Annotated in this window: 17 protein-coding genes; 5 read left to right on the top strand and 12 right to left on the bottom strand. The window is 56.0% G+C overall.

Features of this window, described 5'->3' with window-relative positions:
- Window positions 1-8: 8 nt before the first annotated feature.
- The 3 genes from P8935_RS04445 to P8935_RS04435 all read right to left on the bottom strand — a co-directional run bounded on the left by P8935_RS04445 (window position 9) and on the right by P8935_RS04435 (window position 3,434).
- Window positions 9-1,643: a M28 family peptidase gene (locus P8935_RS04445; protein WP_348263813.1), complete on the bottom strand. Its 1,635-nt coding sequence runs from the start codon at window positions 1,641-1,643 to the stop codon at window positions 9-11.
- A gap of 617 nt (window positions 1,644-2,260) precedes the next feature.
- Complete coding sequence (locus P8935_RS04440) at window positions 2,261-2,839, bottom strand: hypothetical protein (RefSeq protein ID WP_348263812.1); 579 nt, start codon at window positions 2,837-2,839, stop codon at window positions 2,261-2,263.
- Between the two features lie 124 nt (window positions 2,840-2,963).
- Entirely contained in the window at window positions 2,964-3,434 is a 471-nt protein-coding gene (locus P8935_RS04435; protein WP_348263811.1) for a DUF6321 domain-containing protein, read from the bottom strand.
- A 294-nt stretch (window positions 3,435-3,728) separates the two neighbouring features.
- Here P8935_RS04435 and P8935_RS04430 point away from each other — a divergent pair, with 294 nt between their 5' ends.
- Window positions 3,729-4,142 (top strand): hypothetical protein, encoded by a 414-nt coding sequence (locus tag P8935_RS04430; protein WP_348263810.1) that lies wholly within the window; start codon window positions 3,729-3,731, stop codon window positions 4,140-4,142.
- Window positions 4,143-4,327: 185 nt separating this feature from the next.
- On the top strand, window positions 4,328-4,960 hold the full coding sequence (locus P8935_RS04425; protein WP_348263809.1) for a hypothetical protein: 633 nt from the start codon (window positions 4,328-4,330) through the stop codon (window positions 4,958-4,960).
- 68 nt (window positions 4,961-5,028) lie between these two features.
- Here the strand turns inward: P8935_RS04425 and P8935_RS04420 are convergent, their stop codons facing one another.
- The 3 genes from P8935_RS04420 to P8935_RS04410 all read right to left on the bottom strand — a co-directional run bounded on the left by P8935_RS04420 (window position 5,029) and on the right by P8935_RS04410 (window position 7,429).
- Window positions 5,029-5,949, bottom strand: coding sequence for a putative sulfate exporter family transporter (locus tag P8935_RS04420; protein ID WP_348263808.1), 921 nt, complete (start codon window positions 5,947-5,949; stop codon window positions 5,029-5,031).
- A gap of 79 nt (window positions 5,950-6,028) precedes the next feature.
- Entirely contained in the window at window positions 6,029-6,973 is a 945-nt protein-coding gene (locus P8935_RS04415) for a LysR substrate-binding domain-containing protein (protein WP_348263807.1), read from the bottom strand.
- Between the two features lie 45 nt (window positions 6,974-7,018).
- On the bottom strand, window positions 7,019-7,429 hold the full coding sequence (locus P8935_RS04410) for an OsmC family protein (RefSeq protein ID WP_348263806.1): 411 nt from the start codon (window positions 7,427-7,429) through the stop codon (window positions 7,019-7,021).
- Window positions 7,430-8,090: 661 nt separating this feature from the next.
- Here P8935_RS04410 and P8935_RS04405 point away from each other — a divergent pair.
- Genes P8935_RS04405 through P8935_RS04395 form a run of 3 tightly spaced genes read left to right on the top strand, consistent with a single transcriptional unit; the run spans window position 8,091 to window position 12,187 of the window.
- Window positions 8,091-10,097 carry a TonB-dependent receptor gene (locus tag P8935_RS04405; RefSeq protein WP_348263805.1) on the top strand — a complete coding sequence of 669 codons (2,007 nt, stop codon included), beginning with the start codon at window positions 8,091-8,093 and terminating at the stop codon, window positions 10,095-10,097.
- Window positions 10,098-10,727: a YfiR family protein gene (locus P8935_RS04400; protein WP_348263804.1), complete on the top strand. Its 630-nt coding sequence runs from the start codon at window positions 10,098-10,100 to the stop codon at window positions 10,725-10,727. It abuts the gene before it with no gap.
- Window positions 10,724-12,187 (top strand): ATP-binding protein, encoded by a 1,464-nt coding sequence (locus P8935_RS04395; protein ID WP_348263803.1) that lies wholly within the window; start codon window positions 10,724-10,726, stop codon window positions 12,185-12,187. The genes P8935_RS04400 and P8935_RS04395 overlap by 4 nt, the downstream gene beginning before the upstream one ends.
- 111 nt (window positions 12,188-12,298) lie before the next feature.
- On the opposite strand, the gene P8935_RS04390 is transcribed toward P8935_RS04395, so the two are convergent.
- From P8935_RS04390 to P8935_RS04365, 6 genes are all read right to left on the bottom strand, one after another.
- On the bottom strand, window positions 12,299-13,261 hold the full coding sequence (locus P8935_RS04390; RefSeq protein ID WP_348263802.1) for a glycosyltransferase family 2 protein: 963 nt from the start codon (window positions 13,259-13,261) through the stop codon (window positions 12,299-12,301).
- 84 nt (window positions 13,262-13,345) lie between these two features.
- Window positions 13,346-15,085, bottom strand: a complete 1,740-nt coding sequence (locus tag P8935_RS04385; RefSeq protein ID WP_348263801.1) for a glycosyltransferase — start codon at window positions 15,083-15,085, stop codon at window positions 13,346-13,348.
- Complete coding sequence (locus P8935_RS04380; protein WP_348263800.1) at window positions 15,082-16,362, bottom strand: O-antigen polymerase; 1,281 nt, start codon at window positions 16,360-16,362, stop codon at window positions 15,082-15,084. The genes P8935_RS04385 and P8935_RS04380 overlap by 4 nt, the downstream gene beginning before the upstream one ends.
- Window positions 16,359-17,345 carry a glycosyltransferase family 2 protein gene (locus tag P8935_RS04375; RefSeq protein WP_348263799.1) on the bottom strand — a complete coding sequence of 329 codons (987 nt, stop codon included), beginning with the start codon at window positions 17,343-17,345 and terminating at the stop codon, window positions 16,359-16,361. Before P8935_RS04375 ends, P8935_RS04380 begins: the two co-directional genes overlap by 4 nt.
- A 3-nt stretch (window positions 17,346-17,348) precedes the next feature.
- Entirely contained in the window at window positions 17,349-18,764 is a 1,416-nt protein-coding gene (locus tag P8935_RS04370) for a hypothetical protein (protein WP_348263798.1), read from the bottom strand.
- Window positions 18,765-18,846: 82 nt separating this feature from the next.
- On the bottom strand, window positions 18,847-20,175 hold the full coding sequence (locus tag P8935_RS04365; RefSeq protein WP_348263797.1) for a Wzz/FepE/Etk N-terminal domain-containing protein: 1,329 nt from the start codon (window positions 20,173-20,175) through the stop codon (window positions 18,847-18,849).
- Between the last annotated feature and the right edge of the window lie 30 nt (window positions 20,176-20,205).

Here is a 20,205-nt window from a genome sequence, read left to right as displayed (position 1 = left end):
GATGGTGATCATTTCGCAGTCGGCGCTGGCGTTTCAATCCGCGGCAGCATCTCTGCTCGCGTAGCGGCGTTGTAAGCAAACCACGCTTCGATCATCGCTCCCTGCATCACATCACCCTTCTGCACGCGGTCATACAGATCCATATTCGAGTGGTGGGTGCGCGAACCATACTCCAGCGGGTCCTGCATGAACCCGATACCATCCAAGCCAATCCACGAGAAGCTGGTTGAGTCCGTGCCGCCCGGTTCTCTCGTCGGCCCTGAAGTCAACCCAACCACAGTGTCGATGCCCAAATCTTTGATCGGCGTTATCCACGACTGGAAGATTGCGGCAAGCTCCGCATTCCCCAGCGCCGATACCGCACGGAATTTCCCTGAGCCAGAGTCGTCGTTAAAGTACACGTCCAGCTTGTCGTATTCCGGAGTCTTCTTCATCGTGTCGCGCGGCGCGAAGTGCTGTTGCACATAAGCAAGCGAACCGTAGAGGCCCTCTTCTTCGCCCCCCCACAAAGCCACGCGAACAGTGCGCCCCATCGGCTTGTGCATCGCGGCCAGAATGCGCACTGCTTCCATCGCGACGGCCGAGCCTGTGCCATTGTCAGTCGCCCCTGTGCCGCCCTGCCAGCTATCGAAGTGGCCGCCCACCATCACGACTTCATCGGACTTGCTGGTGCCGGGAATTTCTCCGACCACGTTGAAGCCCATCTCGTCGTCCTTCTGATATTCGGTTTCAATGTCGAAGGTAAGCTTCGGCGTTATGCCGTGCTCGAGCAATCGGCAGATGCGGTTGTACTGCTCCGGTGTGATCGCTGCCATCGGCGGCCCGACCGGATCTTTTGGATCCTGCGATCCACCATAAGACGCAAAGATTGTGCCACCATCGCCGTTGTAGCCCGGGGTCAAGGCGACGGCCACGCCTTCTTCCTTCAAAAATGCATTGACCTGGTTACGCAGAACACGTCCGCTCGGCGCCGCGGTCGAAAGCGTCGAAGGCGTGTACTCGCCCGGCCTCGGTGCTGCTCCTGCCCGCATCGGGAAGAAGAAGCCCATGTGCGATGGGTCCGTCGTCTTAGTGCGCTCTTCTACTTCCGCGTCCGTCAGCCGCTTGGCCTCCGCCTCGGTATGCAGCGTGAGCTCGCGCGGATCGAAGATCAGCACGATCTTCCCCTTCAGCTTGCCTTTGTATTTGGCAAAGTCCTCCTGCGAGTGCAGCGGCGCCAGCACAGCTTCAGCCGTCACCGGCCCATTCGTCCCAGGAGTCCACGCGAGCGGGAAGCCGATCAGCGCGGCGTATGCCGGCGATTCAAGCGCGCCATAGTATTTCTTGATCTGCCAGCCGTCGCCGAATGGCCCCCACTTCTCCAGATGCACGTTCTTGAGGCCCCACTCGTTCATCCGCTTCATCGCCCACTCCGCGGCAGCTCGATGGTTGCGGCTGTTGTTGACGCGTGGGCCGTAGACCTCAGAGATATAGAAGAGGTTCTCCATCACCTGCGAGTGCTGAAAGGCCTCATTCTTGATCTGAGTCAAAGCAGCCAGATCAACCTTGTCGCCCTCCTGCGCTCCCCCAGGAGCGGATGAACTGAGGAACAGGGTCATGGAGCATGCAGCGACAGCCGTCAGCCTGAAGCGAAGCAGGTTCACGATGTTTCTCCTTTTCGAAAATGATCTCGGGCTGACAAACGGTCGGATCGAGGAAACGATTGGTCCACTGATCCGGAGGAAGACTGTGCGTCAGGCTCATAGAACGCGAGATGTGACAAACCTATTGAATTCGCGGCCACATTGCAACAAAAACTCATCGCCGAGGTCGTCAACCACCCTGTTACGAGCGGCACTCTGAGATGCTATCTGCATGCCATCATCGATCCAATCGAGGCTTGAGAATTATCGCCGCAGGCAGCTCGGGCATCTTCGGGTGCTTGCAATTCATATTGACCAGACCCCTTCCGAGATCGGGGAGCCGCATCAATCCGTTCGAATTGAGTTGCTAAAAGAGAGTGGCTCCGAAAAACTCGCGCTGAGTTTCATTGGCGTGGTGGAATTGAGTATCAAGAGAATACACCCCGGAATTAGTTGCCATCTCGAAATCGCCTCTGTGGCAAACGACCAACTCGAAGGACTACGTCTTCGGGTTTTCAATTGCGAACAAGATTTCGAGTTCAGCTTCTATTGCTTCGATTTTGAAATTAACGAACAGAGTCTCTTGGTGACTGAGCCTGGAATCTGAAACGACGCAAGAGCAAGTAAGCCAGCAGAGTCTACTTGAAGATATCCTTCTCCGTCATACCGCCGCTTATTTTGATGAGCTTCTTTAACGCCTTGGTGAACTTCGTCTGAAATCCCGATCCGTCGGGAATCAAAGTCCACGAGAACAGGATTCGCGCCCGCGTCGAGGGAGTCGACGGATCAACATTGTTGTCTGTGTCGTAGCAGGTCCGGGCCCGCTTGCCTGCGATTGCATTCACCGTCAGTCGCGCCAACGGAGACCGCGTTTGCATGGAGTCGCTGGCGTCGTAAACGTCCCACACGATCGTGTTGGAATCGAGGGCATTTAAAAAAATGTCGCAGTGGCCGTCTGGCTGTTTGATCGTCAGCACCGTAGCCGTAGGATCAATCGAAATCTCGAGATTGTCATTCACTTCGTCCGCCGGACTGTATGCAAGCATGACTCCATGTATGTAATCGAAGAGTTCAGCCGAGGTTGGCTCGTGCGGCGGAGGCCCCTTCTTCTTGTGTGCGTCGGACTGCCCGCTGCAGGGGTGCGCAGTTATCGCCAGCACGGCAACGCAAATACCCGCCGCGAGCGACCACCCCGCCCTTCTCTCGACCTGATTCATGAGGCTTGCGTTTCATCATAGGACAGACCGAACCCGATTCAGCTTGGCTGCTCATCAACCCGACTCCAATCCGTAACCTTGACTTTTTCGGGCGCTGCCCCTGTACCTCAAACCTCGATTTGGCTCACGGCTTTCTCGCTTGGCCCTTGGTCTTCTGATAGAGTTCGAGGAGTTTCTTACCTTTCGCCGCCAGTCTGCGCGCATCTTCCATCGTCTTCGGGACCGGCTCGCCCCATGCGTGCGCGGAGAGTGCCAGCCGGGTAGGTTTTCCGTCGCGTTGCAGAGGGCCTCGGGGATTAGCAAAGTGACGGCGAAGAAATGAGCCCTTGCGCCGCATCTTCTCCGGAGTATCCGTCGGCCCCTTCACCCCTGGTCGCAGGTGAGAGCCTTCTCTCCGCGCGAACATCTTGCGCCCTTCCGCAGTCAGTCCACCCTCAGGATCCTTAGCCGGCCGCTTTCTATGCGAAGCCGCGCTTTCCGTTGTTGTCTTAACAAGACCATGACGTTTCGCATCTCTACTGCTCGCATTTTTCGTCGTCAGCTCGCTCTTGGTCGACACGTGTTTTTTCGGCTTGCTGATCTTCGAATTTGCCATGTCACACTTGATGCGCCTGTCGCGCAACGTGCTTACCCTATTTCCCGATTCCGTTCCGCCCGATCAAACGCGGGTTAATCTTTTCAGCCCATCAAGGGGTAGGTCGGCAGTGAATTGGAAAGCAGAATGAATTTTACTCAAATTTATGCGGTGGGAGTTCCACCAGAACTCGTTTGGAAACAACGCATTCGGCCGCAATCGCGACGCCACTTTGGCTGCATGCTGATCTGCAGGGCAACGCCGGAAGCCCCGATTTCATCTTTATGCCATGAACGTGGAGGATCTTATTTACCTATGAAAAATCTAAAGTGGTTTGCACCATCCCTTCTTGCCCTCTGTGTCGCGTCAACAGGCGCGATAAAAGCCAGCGCACATGAGGCTCAGCCCACGGCCGCTCCGGCTATTTCCTCAGCTGTTTCTCAGGATCAAGACCGCGACAGGGACCGCGATCGCTGGGACCAGGCTCCGGAGGGATATCGCGACGCGCAGCAGCGCGGCTATCACGAGGGCGTTGAAGCCGCACGGCACGATTTCAGTGAGCATCGCCACGCGGACGCCGATGACCACCAGATGTACAAACACCCACCCGTCGAGGGAGGAGACGCACGCAAAGACTTCCGCGAAGGTTTCCGTGAAGGCTATCACCGTGCCATGGATCACATGACCCGTGAAGGCATGGATCACGACCACGACTCGCCCCACTTTTAACCGACGGAACCTTGCTTAACCCAATGCCCGGCTCTTGAGCCGGGCATTTGCTTGAATACCCATAATTGCCGTGAAGCTCAATTTCTACTCTCAGGACATTTGCAGATCGAGGCATAGGGCATTACGATTACGTCCTGAAGTCAAAGGGCGATGTCGCCATTCACGAAAAAAGGAGAATTCGCACTATGAATCTCAATCGTCTTTGCATGACAGGACTGATCGGGTGTGCGGCACTTTTGCTGCTTACTGCTCCGCGCATCAACGCGTCAACTCCAGGACCGCAGCCGGCCGGTTTTGGCCAGGATCGCGATGATTGGCAAAGACCACCGGATGCGTGGAACGATATGCAGCGGCGCGGCTTTCATGATGGCATCGAGGGAGCCCAAAAGGACTTCGGTAATCACCGCCGTCCCGATGTCGACAATCGAGACGAATATCGCCGTCCCGATGTCCCAGCTCAATTTTGGGGTGCTTATCGCGAAGGATTTCGCCGCGGATACGACGTCGGCATGTCGCACCTCACTGGCGCGAACGACTGGCGCATGCGTGCTCCTGAGCGTCCCTGGGACGCACCCCCGAATGAATTCGATCAACTACGTCGGCAGGGATTTCAAGATGGCATTGAAGGTGCCCGCAAGGACTTCGATAACCACCGGCGTCCTGATGTGAACAACCGCGAAGAGTACCGCCATCCTCATCTTCCGCCAGAGCAACGCGAGGCCTACCGTGATGGTTTCCGTCACGGATACCAGGTTGCCGTCGACCATATGATGGGCGGCCACGACCATGATCGCGACGACCACGATCATCATCGCTAAAAAATAAACGAATTGATCGAAAATGCCCGGCGACTCAACCGCCGGGCATTTTTATTTGATCACGCTCGTCACAGATGGATCCATCCCGTGCGGATCAACTCCAGCGAGCCGGCAGCAACCACAATCCACAACGCGATCCCCTGCGCTAGCGGCCGAACGCCTACTTCCCGCAGCGTGGCCTTTGAAATTCCTGTGCCTATCAAGAACAACGTTACCGTCAGTCCTAATATTCCCAGATGCCGCAAAACCGAATACTCCGGTTGGAGTATGCCCAAGTACGTGTTGGCTACCGATGCAAGGCAGAAAAACAGGATGAACGAAGGCCACTGAATACTCGCTTTGCTCTTCCGCACCAGCGAGGTTCCCAGCGACATGGGAACAATCCATAACGCCCGCGCGAGCTTGACCGTAGTACCAACCGCCAGCGCGACCGCGCCATATTTCGCCGAAGCACCCACCACCGAACTCGTATCGTGAATTGCGAGCGCACACCATAGTCCAAATTGTGTCTGCGTCATATGCAGCGCAGTACCAATCGCTGGAAAAGTCAGCAGCGCTACCGAATTCAATGCGAACACCGTGCCCAGCGAAACCGCGATCTCCTCCTCCGTTGCACTGGCTACCGGTGCAATTGCGGCAATCGCGCTGCCGCCGCAGATTGCCGTACCCGCCGAAATCAGAAATGAAATCCGTCCCTTCACCACGAGCAGTTTTCCCAACCCCCACCCCAGGACCATCGCAAATGTGATGCCCACTGCCGTATACATCACGCCGCTGCGTCCCACGCGCAAAACCTGCTGCAGGTTCATGCCAAACCCCAAGCCGATCACCGACAGCTGCAGCAGCACTCTTGCAAACTTCTTCGCCCGGGTCGGATAAGGGTGTTCGCACGTGAAGCCAAATAAAAGCCCGGCAGCCAGGGCGACTGGCGGCGAGAGAAATCCGGTCGAAGCGATAATCAGTCCAGCAAAGAATACGTACTTAGCCACACATCAAGGGTCGTGGAAACCAAGCCTTGTGTCCAAGCAGAAGTTCTCATCCGTCATTTGGATTTCTTATGGGAGGTCATCAAGCACGAGGTCTATGAACCTTTTTCATATCGGGAAAGCCGGCCGTGCGATCCAGCAGGTAGCGCCGAAACTCCTGCACCAAGCCTTGCGGCTCAATTCCCTGAGCGTAAATCATCAGAAAATCTCGCTTGATGCGCAGCCCTTCTATGTCAACGATTCGGAAGCTTGTACCGGTCCGTGCGTCCTTGGCAAGCGCCCACTTCGAAACAAAGCCAGCTCCCAGCCCCGCCTCTACCGCTGACTTGATTGCCTCGGTGGAATCCAGTTCCATCGCAATCTCCAGCGATGCAGGCTTTACAAAGTGGCGTTCCAGCGCCATCTCCACCACGTGCAGAGTTCCCGAACCGCGCTCCCGCATTAGCAAGGGAACCGACTTCAGCTCCTGGACAGACACGCTTCCCCGCTCTGCCCACTCGTGCGCCGCGGGCACAATCATCACGAGTTCGTCAACAAGAAAAGCCTCCTCGCGTACGTCCTTGCTGCGTGAGGGGCCTTCGATGAAGCCCAGCGCAATTTCATGCTGTACCGCCGCGTTCACAATATGTTCTGTATTTCCGCTGATGAGGGTCGGCTTAACGCGAGGATGTGCGCCAAGGAATTTGCCCAGCAGGCTCGGCAGCACATATTGCGCAATCGTAGTGGATGCGCCCAACCCCAACTGCCCCGCCAGTTCTCCACTCATCGCAGCAATCTCATGCTCTGCCTGCTGCAACATTGCATGCACTTGCTCCGCGTGATTCAGCATGACTCGTCCGGCGGCGGTAAGCGCCACACGTGAGCCCGTGCGGTCGAAGAGTTGCACGCCAAGGTCTTCTTCAAGCGCCTTGATCTGGAGGCTCACGGCCGGCTGTGTGAGATAAAGCTCCTCAGCCGCCTTGCGAAAACTCAACTGCCGCGCCACCGCTCTCAACACCATTAACCGCGCGTTTTCAAGTTGCGCCATGGCGGTATTAGAACACTGCAGCCTGCGCGAGCGCTTCCGCGCTGGCTACCTGAGCACCGGTTCACCTACCGTCAACTCAATCGCAACATCCGGCACCGACAGCAGCGTGTTGTGAATCAGGCAGTGGTGCACCGACCGTTGCAATCCTTCCGTCTGCTCTGCACTTAACTGAGCCGGACACCGCACTTGAATGCGAAAATTCCCCAGTCGCGCCGGCTTCATCAGCTTTTCAGCCGTCACCGTTACTTCCACCCCTGCATCATCGATCCTGCGCGCACGTAGATATTGCACTGCGTAGAACTCGGCGCATGTGCCCAGCGATCCCAGCATGAATTCCGGTGGAGTCATGCCCGCGTCCTCGCCACCATTTTCAAGCGGCTGGTCGCAGATCACTTTGTGAGCTCTCGCCTCCACACTGAATTTCAGCCCATCGATCTGTTTCACCGTTACTTCCATCAATTGACTCATCTCCCATCAGAACAAAGTCCAAGAAGGACGGTTTCGTTACATCCCGAGAATTCGTTTTTTCTCAATGTCTGGTACAGAGCAACCGTCTAAGAACGCCTGCGATGACCCATTGCATCGCTCAACCGGACGATGCTTCTCTGCGAGTGTAGGAATTGCGGGCTCACTTCACCGTGCCCTGGATCATAGATCTTTTCACTCGAGCTGAGGGTTCACCTCGAATGTCCGCATTCACCAGTTTGCGAAAATTTACCGGTCTTTCCGGTAAAGCAGATCTCGGATCACCTTTCGCCTCTCCGCGTTCACTTCGCTCTCTGCCTTGCGCTCCTCCGCGGTCAGGGATCGCTTGTCGGTCCCCTCGTCCGCCTCGGGCGCACTGCACTCCGGGCAGCGATTTGCGAAGCCGGGCTTATCTGGCCTTAACTCAAATTCTTCCCCACAGGCCACGCAGGTTTTAATCGGAAAACTCATTTTCCTGATTTTATAGAGTCTTGGAGCCTAAAGGCACTCGTCTAGCGACGGAGACAGCGCAGATACGTGCAACTCTCTAAGAATCTGTCGATTTCACCCATTCGGTAAGGCAACCAAACGCATTAGGCCTGCTTCTTATCAACGTCCCATACTGCTGTTAATCAGAACAACTCAAGGCGACATGCTCTCTGTACGTCCAGCAGCCGTTTTTCTCGTGTTCGTCTCGAGCCTGCTGTGGGCCGCCCCGCCGCGCCATAAACGGGACGGTCACAACCTTAAGTCCCTTACTTTAGAGCAGCTTGGCAACATTGAGGTCACCACCCAATCCAAAGAGCCTACCCAGGTCTGGGACACGCCGGCTGCAATTTACGTCCTAACCAGCGAAGATATTCGACGCTCCGGCGCTACCAGCATCCCGGACGTCCTTCGACTGGTCCCAGGGGTAAACGTGGCCCGTGTGAATGGATCGCGTAACTGGGCCGTTGGCATCCGCGGCTTTGGTGATCAGTTCTCAAGGTACGTCCTCGTCCTGATCGACGGTCGCAGTGTCTATACGCCTCTCTTCGGCGGGGTATTATGGACCGCTGACAACGTGATGCTCGAAGACATAGACCGCATCGAGGTTATTCGCGGCCCAGGGGGCACGATCTGGGGAGCTGACGCCGTCAACGGCATCATCAACATCATTACGAAAAACTCCCAGGCCACCAAAGGCTCCCTGCTCTCTACTGGCGGAGGTAGCGTCGATCAGAACACCGAGGATGCGCGATACGGGGCTGCTCACAAAAGCTGGACATGGCGGACGAATGCCTTCGGCTTCGTCCGGTCGCCCGAGTTTCACATCGATGCACAACCGGCTTACGACTGGTCCCGGTTCGGCCAGGCGGGCTTTCGCGCCGACCGCGCCGCAGGGACTAACGAACTCACAATTCAGGGAGACGCCTACTGGGGAAAATTCGGCGACGCTCAAACTCTTTCCACGTACACGCCACCGGCATCTTTCATCTCTTACAAATCCACGAACGTGTCGGGAGGCAACCTGCGTGCGCTCTGGCGCCAGAAATTCAGCGATCGATCGGACATCTACCTTCAGGCGTTCTGGTCCCACGACCACCGCATCGGCTCCAACTTCGGCGAAGACCGCGACACTTTTGATGTTGACTTTCTCCATCGGCTAGGTACGGCGCGCTTTCAGCAATTCACCTACGGTCTTGGAATACGCCTCAGCCCCAGCACCGTAAGTCAAACGATTCCCACTGATACTTTCACTCCGCTGCACAAGACCGACAGCATCTACAGCGCGTTCCTACAGGAGGAACTCCGGCTCGTCCCCGACAAGCTCTCACTCACCCTTGGTTCCAAGTTTGAGCACAACAATTACACCGGGTTCGAATATCAACCCAACGTGCGCCTGCTCGTTACGCCTACGCAGAAGTTCTCTGCATGGGCTTCAATTTCGCGAGCTGTCCGCACTCCCGATCGCGTCGACGAAGACATCCAGGTCGACATTTTCGCAGTCGCATCTCCGCTGATCTTCGCGCGTGTTATTGGCAACAACAATCTTCAGGCCGAGCGGATGGTCGCCTATGAAGGTGGCTTGCGAACTTTGATCCATCCGCGTTTCTATGTCAGCACAGATGTTTTTTACAACGAGTATCGGAATCTGATTGCGCAGAGTTCACCCGCGATAGCGCCCGCGCCGGGTCCGCCGTTTCCGCCTTCGGCTTACCTATTCACTTTCCAATACGTAAACGGCATTCACGGCACCACTCACGGCTTTGAGATTGCGCCCGATCTGCAGGCAAGCTCGTTCTGGCACATTCGGGGTGGCTACTCCTATCTCGACATTGACCTGAAAGATGAGCCTGGATTCACGGATACAGTAACGCTGAAAAAAATGGGCGGCTCCAGCCCTGCCCAACAAGCCTTCCTTCAATCCCAGATCGATCTCCCGGAGCACTTCGAATTCGATCAGTCATTTCGCTATGTCGATTCGCTTTCAGCTCAAGCCGTGAAGGCCTACACCACCGCCGATACACGGATTGGATGGAATCCGTCGAAGACTATCTCCTTCTCCATGACCGGACAGAATTTGTTTCAGCCACATCACCCGGAATTCGGAATCGATCCATCGCCGACCGTGCTTATTAAACGGGGCATCTACGCAAAGCTCGTCTGGACCCATTGAGTGCTGATCGACACCAAGAATATGAAGTGGAGCTTTCCAACTGAGAGACCGCGACTGAGATGCCTTCAAGGCAATCGCAGCAATTCTCCGCTCGCCATCACTCTCATTCTTTTCAGTCTTGCAGTCCCCGCAGCGATCGCACAATCAGCCAAGCCTTCGGAGTACGACGTCAAGGCTGCCTACCTGCTGAACTTCGGCAAATTCATCCGTCAATCCAATGGTCGGTATCTCCATTCATCGTTCGACATCTGCCTTCTCGGCCGGGACTCTATGGGCCAGACCATCGACGAACTGGCCACAAATCAATTCATTGACAACCGTCCGGTGCACGTCCGCAGGCTTCCAGACGTCACGCAGGCTAAAGGCTGCGCGATCGTTTACTTTAGTTCGAGCGAGAATGATCGTCTTCATGAGGACATGGTGCTTTTGCCGTCCACCGACGCCCTCACCGTCAGCGATGCTGACGATTTCCTTGACCGCGGCGGCATGATCCAATTTCTCGTGATCGATAAACACGTTCGCTTCACAGTAAACCTGAACGCCGTAAACCATGCGCATCTGGTTCTCAGTTCGGAATTGCTGCGCGTCGCGTTGTCCGTTACGGGCAAGCCTTCGGGAGAGCAGCCATGAAACTCTGGAGCAGTCAGTCTATCTCCGACAAGTTCATGCGCATGACCCTGATGGTCAGCGGAACCGCGCTGCTGCTGGCCTACATCTCGTTTCTGGTTTACGACCTTTACAATCTCCGCCGGGAACTCATCACTGCCACCGCTACTGAAGCGAATATTGTGGGCGCGAACAGCGTCACAGCGTTGCTCTTCGACGACAAACAGGCTGCTGAAAACACGCTATCTGCACTGCGCAACTCGCCCCAGGTCCGGGCTGCCGTCATCCTCCGCACCGATGGAACCGAGTTTGCCCGCTACCAACGAGATGCCGCAGCTCCGTTCACGCTGGACTATCATCTCGCGCTCGGCGAAACCCGCCAGTACTGGTCGAGGGGGCGCGATATTCTAGTGGGAACTCGCATCGACTTTCAGGGCGGTTGGGTCGGCACCGTCTACTTGCTCGCTGAGACTGGAAATGTTGCCCGACGGGTTGAGCGTTTTGGCCTCATCTCGGCCGTCATGCTGCTTATCTGCTTCGCCGTCGCGCTTCTCGCCACTTCCACCGTCCGCCACCTCGTTACCGATCCTCTTACCGGACTCGCCCGGACCGCGCAGGTGGTCACTCGCGAAAAGGACTACTCGGTTCGCGCTAAGATTCCGCCGAGCAGCGACGAACTTTCCTTCCTCGTGCAGTCGTTCAACGAGATGCTGGAGCAGATCCAGGCACGCGATCGTGCACTCGAATTAACACGCAGCGATCTCGAACGGCGAGTTGAAGAGCGCACCGCCGAGCTTTCCTCCACCAATAAGGAGCTTGAAGCCTTTTCATATTCCGTCGCCCACGACCTTCGCGGCCCGTTGCAGCACATCAACAACATCGGCTTTCTATTGCAGCATTCCGCTTCAGAGAGACTCAACGCTGAAGGACGCATGCTGGTTGATCGTTTGCTCGAAGGCAGCAAGCGCATGTCCGTCCTCATCGATGACCTGCTCAACCTGTCGCGTGCGTCGAGCCACCCACTCCATCGCACCCCGATCGACCTCAGCCATACCGTTCAGACCATTGCCACGCGTTTGCGGGAAGAAGGTGATGGCCGGGAGGTGCAATTTCAAATCGCGAAAGGCGCCCGCGTCATCGCTGACGAAAGCCTTATGCAGGTCGTGCTCGAAAACCTGCTCGGTAACGCATGGAAATATACCTCGAAGGTAGGAGCGGCCGAGATTGAATTTGGCTACACCGAAGAACCAGACGGGACCGTATATTTCGTCCGCGACAACGGCGCAGGATTCAATCCCCGCTATGCCGATCGCCTCTTCCGGCCCTTCCAGCGCCTGCATTCGCAAAGTGAATTTACCGGTACGGGCGTGGGCCTCGCGACCGCCTACCGAATCATTACTCGCCACGGCGGAAAGATCTGGGCGCGCGGCAACGTAGATCAGGGCGCATCATTCTTTTTCACACTTCCCTACACGGAGTCCTGACCCCGGCCCGCCCAGCTCTTGGATATCATTGCGCGAGACAAAGAGAAGGGGCTTCTCCAAAAGAGGAAGCCCCTTCGCATACTTGCGATTTCAATCGTCGATGTAGAACCGTTAGCGGCTCCAGTACTGTCGATTCAAGCCAAGATGATACTTCAGACCGGAGGCAATGACTTTCTCTCGCCGGCCAATTTTGTATCCCAGGTATTTTGCAAACGTGCGTGCCATCGCCGAGGGCACAAGGTGAGGATGTTTCGTAATGAGGTGCTTCATCTCCGAAACAACAAACCGCCGACCCTCGCCCGAAGCGCTTCCAAACTGATCGATGAGCCAATTCTCCCGCGCATGCAGAACTCCAACATCGAAGTAACGCCTGAACTCTTCGGCAATGGTATAACCGTGCGAATGGCGCACCATGGCATCCGCCACGTATGCCGTCTTCCATCCTGCACGATGCATGCGTGCAACCACCAGCGTGTCTTCACCGAAAATTACATCGGGAGAAAATCCTCCCACGCTCATCAACGCGCTACGCCGGTAGGCTCCAAATGCATTCGAGAAGAAGATTGATTTGAAGCCGTTCACTTGTCTGCTTTCCCAAGAACGCACGCCGGAGGCAGCCGGATAGCTGAAGTGACGCGCATGGGCCTCGATCGGATTGGCATCTTCTCGCGGAAGCTGACGCCCATAGGCCGCCCCGATCTCCGCGTCATCAAACACTTGCAGCAGGTTTCGAAAAGCATCTTTCCCATGCGGAGCAGCATCCTGCGTAAGGTAGAGCAATATGTCTGCGCCGTCCGCGAGATCTGCACCCATCTGCCGGGTTCCGCCATGATTGAAGTCCTTGGACGAGATTTCGACAACGGTGAACCCATCCCTGCGCGCAAGATTCGCCGTCCCATCCGAAGACGATGAATCAATCACGGTCACCCGTCCCGGTATAAAACTCTGCGCGAGAATTCCGGCCGACAGTGCATCCCAGTAACGAGCCGCGTTGTAGGTCGGGATAATAACCGCAACTTGTCTGGGTGTTAAAGAGTCCGCGCTGCGATCAGCAGGCCCATTGACTTGCATCATACAAAGACACTTCCTGGCTGCACTCGTAAAGAGCAATATTTCAAATCTGGACTCATCGCGTTGATGGATTCCCAAGACAAGACATCAGCGCTCCGGTTGACGGCTTAGCATGTCCTCAAGCGGCCTCGCCGAGGAACGAAAGGCATAGACCAAATGCGCCAGCAGTAGATCGAACCGAGTCAGTATCTGCCGCGGCAGAGATTTTGTCCTACTCGCATTATTGATGTGCCTGCGATAGAAGAGCAGATCCTCATCAATGAAAGCCGCCCTTCCGCCCAACAGATCATTCCGAGTGCCAATCCAGGCATCGTGTAGAAAGCCTTTGCGAGTTGGAAAAGGGAGCACTCGCCCGAGCAGCGAAGCCCGAATCGCCATCGCCGATCCCTGGTAATGATTTTTGTAGAGATTGCGCCAGAATCCAGGTAGAAAGCGACCATCTCTATTGATGCGCGAATCCGGCATCGGCAGATCGTTCTCGTCAATGATGCGCACCCGGCTCTGCACAATCTCCACTTCCGGCCGGCTCTCGAATACATCCAGGAAACGCCTCACCTTCGAGGGCGCCCACACATCGTCGTCGTCACACAGAAACAGAATGTCACCCGTCGCCGAGCGCAGCGCGTCTTCAAATGTACCGACCACACCGGCATTCTTCTCATGTCTGCGCAGTCGCACCCGCGAATCGCCGATCCGCTCAATCCGCTCTAGCGTGTCGTCCCTCGATCCATCGTCGATGATCACGACCTCGTCTTTCGGCTTCAACTGTGACAAAATCGATCGCAGTTGCGCATCCACAAACTTCCCGCCGTTATACGCAGCCATGCACGCTGAAAGCTTCGGCTCACCCGCGGTCTGCTTCAACGCAGGTGACCCGGCGATTCGATCCTCGGTTGCCGTTATCCACTCCGCGATTCGCTTCCGCCGGGATGTGAAGAGCCGCCGCTTCAACGCCTCCCAAGTGATACGCCGCAGTTCCAGTGGGTCTTTCCGCCGCCACTGTTTGACCATGCGCAGTGCTAGTCGCAGTGTTCTCTCCCAGCCCGCCGCGCGGTTCATGCGCAAGTCCCAGAACGCCGTTTCCGCGAACAATGCATTCCTGTAGCGCGCTGCGCTCATCCGCTTCTGCATATCCTTCATTGAGAATTCGTGTTCGACCTGGATGTCGCCCGCGATGTAAACGCGCTTGCCGTGTTCGTGAAGCTTGCTGAAGATCAGAGCGTCGCTGTCGTCAAGCCAAAATCGTGGATCATAACCGCCGACTTGGCGCAGCGCATCCACTTTCAGCATCGCTCCGGAGTTGAAGGCAAACACGGGTTCCTGCGGCACGCCAACGAAGCCCGTCTGATACCACCGCGGAAGTGCGCCGAACTGGAAATAGTTTGGCGAAAGCTGCTTGCCGGCCGCTGCAATCTGCGGCACAATCGCCCCGATCCCCGCATAACGAGAGCTCTCCCGTGCGGCCGCGGCCATTCGCACAAAAAAGTCGTTCGGAACCGCTGTATCCTGATCCAAAGTCAACAGCCACTCCGATTGATTCTGCGAGGCCAGATCCAAAGCGCGGTTATAGGCTGTGGCCAGGCCCGAATTACCCTCATCGTGAAAGTAATCAACGCCCTCCGCGAGCTGACCTGCCTGGCCCGGGCCCGGGCTGTTGTCCCAAAGCAGTACGCGCACTTCTCCAGCATCGGCGCTCAATCTCTCTCGCGCAGCCATCACACTCTGGAACGCAGGCGATTGCGCAGGCTCAATGCGGTAGAGGACGATCACAACGGTAACCGTCAGCCGTCCCTCGAATTCAAGAAACACCGGCCTTACACCGTTCATCCCGGCACCCTGCTTTCCGCCGGTTCACCGCCCCACTGAAAACACTTCCGCTGAACCGCTGCCTGGATCGCAAACTGCAGCACCGTAGAAAGCGGCGAGAACATGTCGCTGAAGAAAATGAAAGTGAGGCAGGTGAGAAAGAGTCCCGCTACCAGAATGCTCTTAGGCAGCGCACGCTCCATCAGCCATCCACAGCCGATTCCCAGCACCATATTGGCGAGATACACACCGAGGTACGAAAAATCGAGCACGTAACCAGCCAGGTAGGTACTGGCCCCGTCGATGATGGTCAAATCATCATGAATCGACGCATGAGGGTCGGGCGGAGTGAGAAACGAGGGCAGCAGCGGATAAAGAAACGACAGAGTCGGACCATGAAAATTGCCCTTCGCGAAAAGCCAGCATAGATTCGAAAAGGGAATGGATATGTACGACGTTAGCCAGAGATAGGCCATCGGCCAGTCAGAATATTTGTGACGTATCTGCAAATACTCGAGAAAGACGCCCTGCGCCGTTCGCGCGTTTCCGATCAAAGTGATCGCCACTACCGCCAGAGCCAAGCAGCAAACAGCGATCGTGTAGATCTTCTTTTTACTCATCCGCGTCTTCAATGAGAAGACGAATAGCATCTGCAGGAGGGACACCATGAGCAAACCGCGCGTGATATACAGCGCCATCCCCGCTATGCCGAACATTGCGAAGAGCACCTTGCGCCATCGTGTTGAATCCAGAAGCGAATTCACCGTTATGACCACTAGCAGTGGAAACAGAACCTGCTTGAATCGTCCGTATGTAAGATAAGTTGAAGGATCGCCAATGGCCGGCGGCGGTCCCGATAGCACCCAGTTAAAGACAATAATCAAAACGGCTGCGCCGCAGCAGAGCAGGCTAGCCTGCCATAGCCGCGTTACATCCAGCGTGTAATGCAAAGACTGGGTACGCGTAGGCCAGCGATGCAGCAAGGTGCGCGACACCAGATACCCAAAGAGGAAGGATCCCAATGACAATCCCGCCAGTAACAACGGCATTCCCATGTTTGGGTAAGTCACGTAGGTGATCTGAAAACTGAGCGACACCAACATCAGCATCCAGTTCAAGACGAAGATCACCAGCGGATTGCAGTACAGCGGAAGGTCCTGACGCCCCTTCAACTCGCCGTGAGAGAGCACGTGATTTTCCACGTTTTCTGTTACAGCCGGCCACGTTGCCGCGGGCGCCATCTGCATGTGGCCAGATGGACTGCCTCTAAGGCTCGTACCGTGGAGCGGATCGTTCATAGCATCTCCCGGCCCAGCAGAAAATCTGCACGGAGGGATCCGAGCCCTCGCGCGTAGTGTACATAACGCGGCAATTGTCCGATCATCTGAAGGGTGCGCACCCCAAGACTCGGCGAAAGACTCGATTGCCTGCTCAAGAATTCAATCTTCTCGCGGATCTTCCCAACCAGAGCATCGTTCTGATTCCAGCCTTCGCTCAGGACACGCTGCAGCAGGTCTTCGAACTGGCGCGCAACCCGCTTGTAAAACTGCCTCCGTGTTTCGCCCCGCCCGTTGGCGGCCTTGCTCTCAGCCACACCAAGTTGCTGGCCGGCATGAATTCTGTAGTCAATCAGCGGCTCTGGAATCAAACCCAAACGCGCGTGCAGCGCAATCATCCATGCCAGCCAGCCGTCGTGCACCCAAGATACTGGAATGGGCGAGCTATAACGGCAGATCGAGGCACGGAACATCAACGTCGCCCCCGTCACTACATCGTGTTTCAAGAGTGTGGCAGTCGGACAGCTTACAAAGTTCCGTTGCTTCGCGGAGGTGAACTTATGTTTTGCAAACAACTGCTGCCCGGTCTTCCTTCCGTCTCCGTCTATGAGGTTTGCATCGGAAAATACGCCGCCGAGAAAAGGATCCTCGCGCAGCGCCTCAGACAGCCGTTCCAACTTCGCCGATCCCCATCGATCGTCCTGATCGCACAACGCAACCAGATCTCCACGGGTAAGTCCAATCGCCTGGTCAAAGTTTTGCGTGGATCCCAGCCGCTGGCTGTTTCGGATCACTTTGACCGCGAACGGCGCCTCTGCTTGAAACCGCTTGAGAATCGAAATCGTGTCATCCGTCGATTGATCGTCGCAGACCACCAACTCCATTGGGAGTCGCGATTGTAACGCGATGCTCTCCAGTTGCTCTTGAAGATAGCGGCCGCCATTGTAAGTGCACATGGCCACCGAGATGCGCCGGATCGAATCGTCACTGCCGTTCAGATGCATCTATCAAATCTCCGCTTGTGCCCACTGGCTTCGTTTGTTTCTAAAAATTGCTGTAGCTGAAATCACGCCAGCCACACCCAGCACTGCAAAGTAAGCAAGGGAAACGCCCCACGCTCCCGAAGTCTTTGCAAACACCACCACGCTCGCCGCGGTGCACAGAGCGATGACCACCGATTGCACCAGAAACGGCTCGCATTTGTGCGCCCGCAGATAGATCGCCTCGCTCTGCACTACGTGACTGCTTAGCGCTGTTAGTAGCAGTAGCAGAAAAATGGGCCAGTCTTCGATGCGTCTGCTGATTTTAGGGAGGACGTATGGAGCTGCCAGCACGCCCATCAACACCAGCGCGGCCGCTCCTACAAACAATGAGATTGATTGCCGCAGCGAGCGGAAGAACATGCGGTCCAGCTCCGGCGTATCTTTCTTTGCAATCAGGCTCCCGAATGGCGCTGCCTTTGTCGTCATCCATGCCAGCATCATGGCGCTTAGCTGCATCACCACGCTCATCGAAAGGCCCATTTTCCCAGCTTCTTCTGGACCGCGAAACGCAAACAGCACCGGCGTAAACAATTGGAAGATGAAGTAATCGCAGAGCCAGCTTATGGCGATCTTCCACTGAAAAGGCCATACTTCGCGACGCCAGCTGATTCCCATCTTCGCCACATGCATGCGCAGCAACGGGAGCAACAGCTTTCGCCGTGACACCAGCAGAAGGCTTGCCACAAATCCCTGTCCAAGCAGCACCATGGCCGGAGAGAAAAGACCGTGATGAGTAAGCATTGCCGTCCACGAGAGCGCTACGCTCACCGTCGACTGAAAGAAGCGCATCCGCGCCACCTGCGCCACTTGCCCGCATCCTTCGAGAAACGAAAGCACCGGCCCAATTGAAAATGTAACCGCGCACGCAAGAACAGTAACCCGCAGCGGAACGATCCAGATATTGGGCGCTTGCGGCTGCTGATGCAGCGAAAAGAACCGCGCCCCCCCAATCATCAGCACAATTCCCATTGCCACCGCAGCAATCGAGTACCATCGCACCGCGCGCTGCAGCAGCGACGCCAGTCTGAAGTGCGCAGTCTCGCTTCCCGTGATGGTCCCGTCCGGATGAAACTCCAGATGAGCTCGTTCATGAGCCGCAACCTGCAGAATCACAAACGAGAAACCGAGTTCAAACACCGCCTGCAGTGCCACGAGGCTCCACAGCGCATAGTAGTAGCCCTGCTCGGCTGCCGATAGAAAATGCACAATCAGCAGGACGCTTCCCACGCTTCCCAGCCCTTGTACCACCCTGCCTAGCACGGTGAATGCAATGGCACGATCGAGACCTATGGAATGGGGAAGCTTGTAGCGCAGAAAATCGCGAACCGCTAGCCAGAGACTTCCTGACGGCCGTGGGGATGTCGTTGTCTCGGTCAGCATGCGTCCTGGCGTAAGGTGCGGATGGGGTTAATCAGAATGAATAGAAAATATTTATATAAGCCGCGAGTACTCGACGATTGTCTCACGCTGTGCGTGGCGTTGCGCGTTCGCCGCCACTTACTTCGTCAGGCACTGGCTTGGGCTTGGTGGCTGTTCGCCCCTTCCACAGCGAGCGCCTTAACAGATCCAGCTTATCTTTGGTTGCCGGATTATGCTGCATCCGCGCCAGGCCACCTTGAAACAAAGCGAGCATAATTCCGAAAGTGAAACCACCAGCCAAGCCGGCAATGATAAACATGCCACGCTTCGGAAATGATTTCTGCTCAGGTGGCACTGCGGGATCGACTATCTGAATGAATGCACCTTCTCTCGCCTCATCCAGCTTCGCGAGTTCAAGCTGCTTCGCCAAAATATCGAAAATCGCTTCGTAATACTTCACGTCGCGAAGCCTGCGCACATACTCCAGTCCTGCCTCGGGAACTTGGCCTTTGGGCAGAAAGACGTCGTCCGCCGAACCGCCCTTCGCGCCCACCATTTTGTTGAACTGTGCACGCAACCCATCGAGTTCCGTCTGCGCCTCAGTCAATGCCGGATTCTCATCGCCAGCATACGAGCGCATAGCCTGAATCTGCACTTCTTTTGCCACAATCTGCGCTCGCAGGCGCGCGGCAGAGTCGATCATCGCACGAGCTTGTCCGTCCACCTGCACCATGCCGGTTGAAAGCTGCGTCCGCTTCAAGGCCTCGTCAGCATTCTCCAGATCGGTCTTGGTTTTCTCGAGTTGACTCTCGAAAACTACTCGCCGCTGTGACGCCTCTGTGATCGCGAGATGCTGCGACAGCGTCCTGAACTGATCCACGTATCCATTCGCAATTTCCGCAGCTCGGGTGGGATTGCGGTCGTCGAAGTTCAGGCGGATCAATCCGTCTTTGGTCGATCCATCGATTTGTGCGTGCTTCTCAAGAGCCTTCCGCGTATCGGCCAGATATTTTTTCTTATATTCTGCCTGCAGTTCGTAACGTTGAATCACTGCGTCCTCAACGGAACGGCTCTTCAACATCGAAACGTACATGTCGTTAATATTCTTCATTCCCAGCATGCTGCCAGCCACGCCGCCCATTGCGCTGTTCATGCCAGACAACTGACTCGCGAGCATAGAACTCACCGACGAATTTCCTTGCGGCGGAAGTATGATCACGGTCGCCGTATATTCCTGCGGTAGCGCAAAGGCAAGGATCAGCGCCAGCAGTGTGCAAACGGCCGTCACCAGCCCAACCAGTTTCTTCCTCTGCGTAATGATGAGCAGAACATCCAGAAACGTCAGATCTTCCTGCTCCATTGGAGGAATCGGCGGGAAATCAAAATCTTCCGGCATTTCCTTTATCGTTCCCTCGCTCCGTATTTTCACCATGGCTCATGTACTCCGATTGGTGCTATCGCA

It is taken from the genome of Telmatobacter sp. DSM 110680, assembly GCF_039994875.1.
Classification (GTDB): Bacteria; Acidobacteriota; Terriglobia; order Terriglobales; family Acidobacteriaceae; genus Telmatobacter.
This window is presented reverse-complemented; position numbering and strand designations above follow the sequence as displayed.

What these genes read in the sequence shown, in the direction of transcription:
- P8935_RS04440 (WP_348263812.1), bottom strand. Translation starts at nt 2,839, where the DNA reads ATGAATCAGGTCGAGAGAAGGGCGGGGTGGTCGCTCGCGGCGGGTATT.
- P8935_RS04435 (WP_348263811.1), bottom strand. Translation starts at nt 3,434, where the DNA reads ATGGCAAATTCGAAGATCAGCAAGCCGAAAAAACACGTGTCGACCAAG.
- P8935_RS04430 (WP_348263810.1), top strand. Translation starts at nt 3,729, where the DNA reads ATGAAAAATCTAAAGTGGTTTGCACCATCCCTTCTTGCCCTCTGTGTC.
- P8935_RS04425 (WP_348263809.1), top strand. Translation starts at nt 4,328, where the DNA reads ATGAATCTCAATCGTCTTTGCATGACAGGACTGATCGGGTGTGCGGCA.
- P8935_RS04415 (WP_348263807.1), bottom strand. Translation starts at nt 6,973, where the DNA reads ATGGCGCAACTTGAAAACGCGCGGTTAATGGTGTTGAGAGCGGTGGCG.
- P8935_RS04410 (WP_348263806.1), bottom strand. Translation starts at nt 7,429, where the DNA reads ATGGAAGTAACGGTGAAACAGATCGATGGGCTGAAATTCAGTGTGGAG.
- P8935_RS04405 (WP_348263805.1), top strand. Translation starts at nt 8,091, where the DNA reads ATGCTCTCTGTACGTCCAGCAGCCGTTTTTCTCGTGTTCGTCTCGAGC.
- P8935_RS04395 (WP_348263803.1), top strand. Translation starts at nt 10,724, where the DNA reads ATGAAACTCTGGAGCAGTCAGTCTATCTCCGACAAGTTCATGCGCATG.
- P8935_RS04390 (WP_348263802.1), bottom strand. Translation starts at nt 13,261, where the DNA reads ATGATGCAAGTCAATGGGCCTGCTGATCGCAGCGCGGACTCTTTAACA.
- P8935_RS04385 (WP_348263801.1), bottom strand. Translation starts at nt 15,085, where the DNA reads ATGAACGGTGTAAGGCCGGTGTTTCTTGAATTCGAGGGACGGCTGACG.
- P8935_RS04380 (WP_348263800.1), bottom strand. Translation starts at nt 16,362, where the DNA reads ATGAACGATCCGCTCCACGGTACGAGCCTTAGAGGCAGTCCATCTGGC.
- P8935_RS04375 (WP_348263799.1), bottom strand. Translation starts at nt 17,345, where the DNA reads ATGCATCTGAACGGCAGTGACGATTCGATCCGGCGCATCTCGGTGGCC.
- P8935_RS04370 (WP_348263798.1), bottom strand. Translation starts at nt 18,764, where the DNA reads ATGCTGACCGAGACAACGACATCCCCACGGCCGTCAGGAAGTCTCTGG.
- P8935_RS04365 (WP_348263797.1), bottom strand. Translation starts at nt 20,175, where the DNA reads ATGGTGAAAATACGGAGCGAGGGAACGATAAAGGAAATGCCGGAAGAT.